Origin of the sequence: Stenotrophomonas maltophilia group sp. Smal32, assembly GCF_030237085.1 — a bacterium.
GTDB lineage: Bacteria > Pseudomonadota > Gammaproteobacteria > Xanthomonadales > Xanthomonadaceae > Stenotrophomonas > Stenotrophomonas maltophilia_Q.
Genome location: NZ_JASJSI010000189.1, coordinates 1 through 3,607, shown reverse-complemented (window position 1 = coordinate 3,607; position 3,607 = coordinate 1). Strand labels below are relative to the sequence as shown.

The following is a 3,607-nucleotide window of genomic DNA, read 5'->3' as shown; positions in this document are numbered from 1 at the left end:
GGCTAGGTTCGTGGCTGATGCTGGTTTTAAACCACGCCTACGAGCTGCGTTAGGTATTTTTGTGGGTGATTGTGCGGTTGGTGGCGGGGCCCGTGGGCCGTTATTTTGCACAGATAAACTTCGGCGGTGGGGTTGTTTCTGCTGAGCGGCCAGGCGGTGGGGGGTCGGGGGGGTGCGGGTGGGGTGGTGGGGGTCGGCTCTACAGGTTGGCTATCGCGAAAACTCGCGCAGCATCACCGCGATCGAGGCCACGTTTGCCAGCACGCACAGCCAGAACGCCCACTGGAACGTGGCCTTGCGGTGCTTGTGGCGGAACAGCGCCTGGCCCAGCAGCGCGCCGGGCCAGCCACCGGCAAAGGCCAACAGCTGCAGGGTGCGTTCGGGAATCCGCCACTGCTTTCGCTGCGCCGCGCGCTTGTCGTGACCGTACAGGCCGAAGGACACCGCGCTGGCCAGCAGGCACCAACCGCCCAGCCACAGTGGCAGCACGCCGCTGATCATCAGCGCGATCAACGCGCCGAACGCGGCCAGCGCCAGGTTGCGCCGCCAGCCCACTTACAGCGCGTCGAGGAAGCCGCGCACGGCCGGGCCGAAACGATCGAAGTCGACCAGGAAGGCGTCGTGGCCCTGCGGTGACTCCAATCCGATGAAATGCGCTTCAGCGCCTCCGGCACGCAGGCCGTCGGCGACCTGTTGCTGCTGCTGCACCGGGAACAGGATGTCGGTGTTGGCGCCGATGGCCAGCGCCTTCTCCACCCGGATCTTCGCCAGCCCCGCCAGCACATCGCCATCGGCGTACTCGGCCAGGTCGAACCAGTCCATCGATCGGCTCAGGTACAGATAGCAGTTCGGGTCGAAGAAACGCACGAAGCGCCGCGCGTGCCCTTCCAGATAGCTTTCCACCTGGAATTCCAGGCCGAACGGATCATCATCGGTCTGGTCCGAATCCAGCCGCACGCGGCCGAAACGGCCGTCCCATTCCAGTGCCGAGCGATAGGTGATCACGCCCAGCTTGCGCGCCATGCGCATGCCGGACTCGGGATACGCGTCGTCGTCGTAGTGGCCGCCGTTCCAGCGCGGATCAAGGCGGATCGCTTCGCGCTGCAGCGAGCGGATCGCGATCGAGAACGGCAACGCCTGCGCGCTGCCGGAAATGTTGACGTGGCTGCGCGCGATGCCCGGATGCAGCATCAGCACCGCCAGGGCGGTCATGCCGCCCATCGAATTGCCGATCACGCAGGCCAGCCGCTCGATGCCAAGCGCATGCACGACCTCGATGGCGGCGCGTGCGCCGTCTTCGATCGACAGCTCGGGGAAGTCGAGGCGATACGGTTCGCCCGTGGCCGGATTGAGCGAGGCGGGGCCGGTGGAGCCTTTGCAGCTGCCCAGCGAGTTCACGCACACCACGAACCAGCGGTTGGTATCGACCGGCTTGCCGGGACCAACCATGCCTTCCCACCAGCCCGGTGCCGGATTGGCGTCGTTGGCCGCTGCGTGCGCATCCGGCGAAAGACCGGTCACGATCAGGATCGCGTTGCCTGCGTCGGCAGCCAGCGTTCCCCAGGTTTCATAGGCCACGCGGGCGCCGTGCAGGGCGCCACCGCGCTTGAACGGGAACGGCGAGGGCAGGGCATGGAAACGGGTGCCGGGTGGGATGAATTCAGTCATGCGGGCATTCTAGCGGGGCCGGATGTGCAGCTGGCGACATGCTGGTTTCCATCGGTGGCCGTATCCACGCATGGCGTGGATCTACTGTAGCGCCGGGCCCATGTTCGGCTGCCGAGCATGGGCTCGGCGCTACAGGTCAGGGAAACCGCAGCTCAACCACGCCGTCATGCGGCAGGCTCACCTTCACCGGCACGCTCTGCAGGTCGCCCTCGCTGCGGTTGGCGCTACCGGTACGCGAGATGCGTGCCAGCACTTCCACTTCGCGATGTGCCGACAGCGGTGCGGTCGGCATTGGACTGTCACCGTCGCCCAGCCCGACCGTGGCCGGGAAGCCGGCCAGCGGCAGCTTGCGCGCGGCCACCGGCATCGGCGGGCCGCCGACGGCACGGGCCAGCACGAACACCTGGGTGCTGGCTGGCCACTCGTTCGCCTTCATTGCAGGCAGCTGCACGCGCACCTGCAGCAGCGCCTGCGGCGTAGCAGCGGCAGCATCAGGTGCCTGGCCGGCAGCTTCGCGGGCGATTGCGATCTGTGCCTGCAGTGCCTGTGCGGCGCCCGGTTCCAGTCGCGGCAGCAGGCTGCTCCAGACGTCGGCGGCTTCGGCATTCCGGCCCCGCTGGCGCAGGGCGATGCCGAGCAGCCAGCTTGCGCGCTCGGCATCGGGTGCCAGTGTGCGCGCCTGCTGCAACCAGGCCATTGCGGTGTCATCGAATTGTTTGCCGGCGTCGGCCTGCGCACGTGCCTGCGCGGCTTCCACCAGTACGCCCGGATCATCCGGTGCCAATGCTGCGGCCCGCGCGAACGCGCCCGCCGCAGCTGAGGCATTGCCCAGTTCGGCCTGCGAACGACCCAGCAGGGTCCAGCCATCGGCCCGCTGTGGGTCACGCTCCAACGCATCCTGCAGGGCCTGCACGCCATCGCGCAGCGTCGCCACCGAGGGCGCCGGCTGCACCTGTGCGGCGCGCGGATCGCCCACCAGCAGGTAAAGGCAGGCACCGGCCACGCCAAGTGCAATCACGCCCACCGCGAAACCGCGGCGACCGTGGTGGCGCAGCGGCCACAGCACCAGCGCTGCCACCAGCGCAGCGACCAGGCCGGCCAGCATCGGCAGCCAGTGGCTCACCATCCATCTCCTTCATCGGCCTTGCCGGCCGGCGCGGCGCCGACCGTGCGTCCACGACGGCGGACGATCCCCAGCACCACCAGTGCGCCCGCACCCAGTACCAGAAGCGGCCCCCCCCACAACAGCCAGGTGCCTGGTTGCAGCGGTGGCTGGTAGAGAACGAACTCACCATAGCGCGCGACCAGGAACTGCTTGATCTGCGCATCGTCGTGGCCCTGCTGCATCAGCTGCAGCACCTCGCGGCGCAGGTCCTGGGCGATCTGTGCGTTGGAATCGGCCAGCGACTGGTTCTGGCATTGCACGCAGCGCAGCTGCGCGGCCAGGTCATGGAAGCGGCGTTCCTCGGCGCCATCGCGGAACTGCAGCGGCTGCGGATCGTGCAGCGGCTGCTGGGCCGGCACGGCCAGTGGCAGCATCAGGAGCAGCAGCGCCAGCAGCCAGCGCATGGGCTCAAGGCGCCGTGTGCAGGGTGTTGCCGGCATTGCCCTGGGCCTTCTCGATCTTCTCCAGCGCCGGGATCAGCTTCTCGTCGACCACGCGCTGGGTCATCGCGCCGCTGTATTTCCAGCGCACGACGCCACTACCGTCTACCAGGAAGGTTTCCGGTGCAGCGGTCACGCCCCAGTCGATCGCGGTGCGGCCTTCGACATCGCTGAGCACCACCATGAACGGGTTGCCCAGCTGTTCCAGCCAGTGCAGCGCGTCAGTGGGGTCATCCTTCCAGTTGTAGCCGATCACGCGCACGCGCTTGCTCTCGGCGAAGCGGGTCAGCACCGGGTGTTCCTCGCGGCAGGCCGCGCACCAGCTGCCCCATAC

5 protein-coding genes are annotated in these 3,607 nt (G+C 68.0%); all 5 read right to left on the bottom strand.

Annotation, left to right across the window (positions count from 1 at the left end):
- Window positions 1–210: 210 nt before the first annotated feature.
- The gene (locus QRO91_RS22075; protein ID WP_197650445.1) at window positions 211–555 is read right to left on the bottom strand and encodes a DUF1294 domain-containing protein; all 345 of its coding nucleotides are present in this window, start codon (window positions 553–555) and stop codon (window positions 211–213) included.
- Window positions 556–1,668 (bottom strand): homoserine O-acetyltransferase, encoded by a 1,113-nt coding sequence (locus QRO91_RS22070; RefSeq protein WP_049431342.1) that lies wholly within the window; start codon window positions 1,666–1,668, stop codon window positions 556–558. It lies immediately after the preceding gene.
- 136 nt (window positions 1,669–1,804) lie between these two features.
- A complete protein-coding gene (locus QRO91_RS22065) occupies window positions 1,805–2,794 on the bottom strand; it encodes a cytochrome C biogenesis protein (protein ID WP_197632413.1) in 990 nt (329 codons plus the stop codon).
- Window positions 2,788–3,237, bottom strand: a complete 450-nt coding sequence (locus QRO91_RS22060; protein WP_106550050.1) for a cytochrome c-type biogenesis protein — start codon at window positions 3,235–3,237, stop codon at window positions 2,788–2,790. The genes QRO91_RS22065 and QRO91_RS22060 overlap by 7 nt, the downstream gene beginning before the upstream one ends.
- Window positions 3,238–3,241: 4 nt before the next feature.
- On the bottom strand, window positions 3,242–3,607 hold a 366-nt coding region (locus QRO91_RS22055), incomplete at its 5' end, for a DsbE family thiol:disulfide interchange protein (RefSeq protein ID WP_285310576.1).

Bases quoted from the DNA above. Each gene is read 5' to 3' on its own strand.
- QRO91_RS22065 (WP_197632413.1), bottom strand. From the start codon at position 2,794: ATGGTGAGCCACTGGCTGCCGATGCTGGCCGGCCTGGTCGCTGCGCTG.
- QRO91_RS22060 (WP_106550050.1), bottom strand. From the start codon at position 3,237: ATGCGCTGGCTGCTGGCGCTGCTGCTCCTGATGCTGCCACTGGCCGTG.
- QRO91_RS22070 (WP_049431342.1), bottom strand. From the start codon at position 1,668: ATGACTGAATTCATCCCACCCGGCACCCGTTTCCATGCCCTGCCCTCG.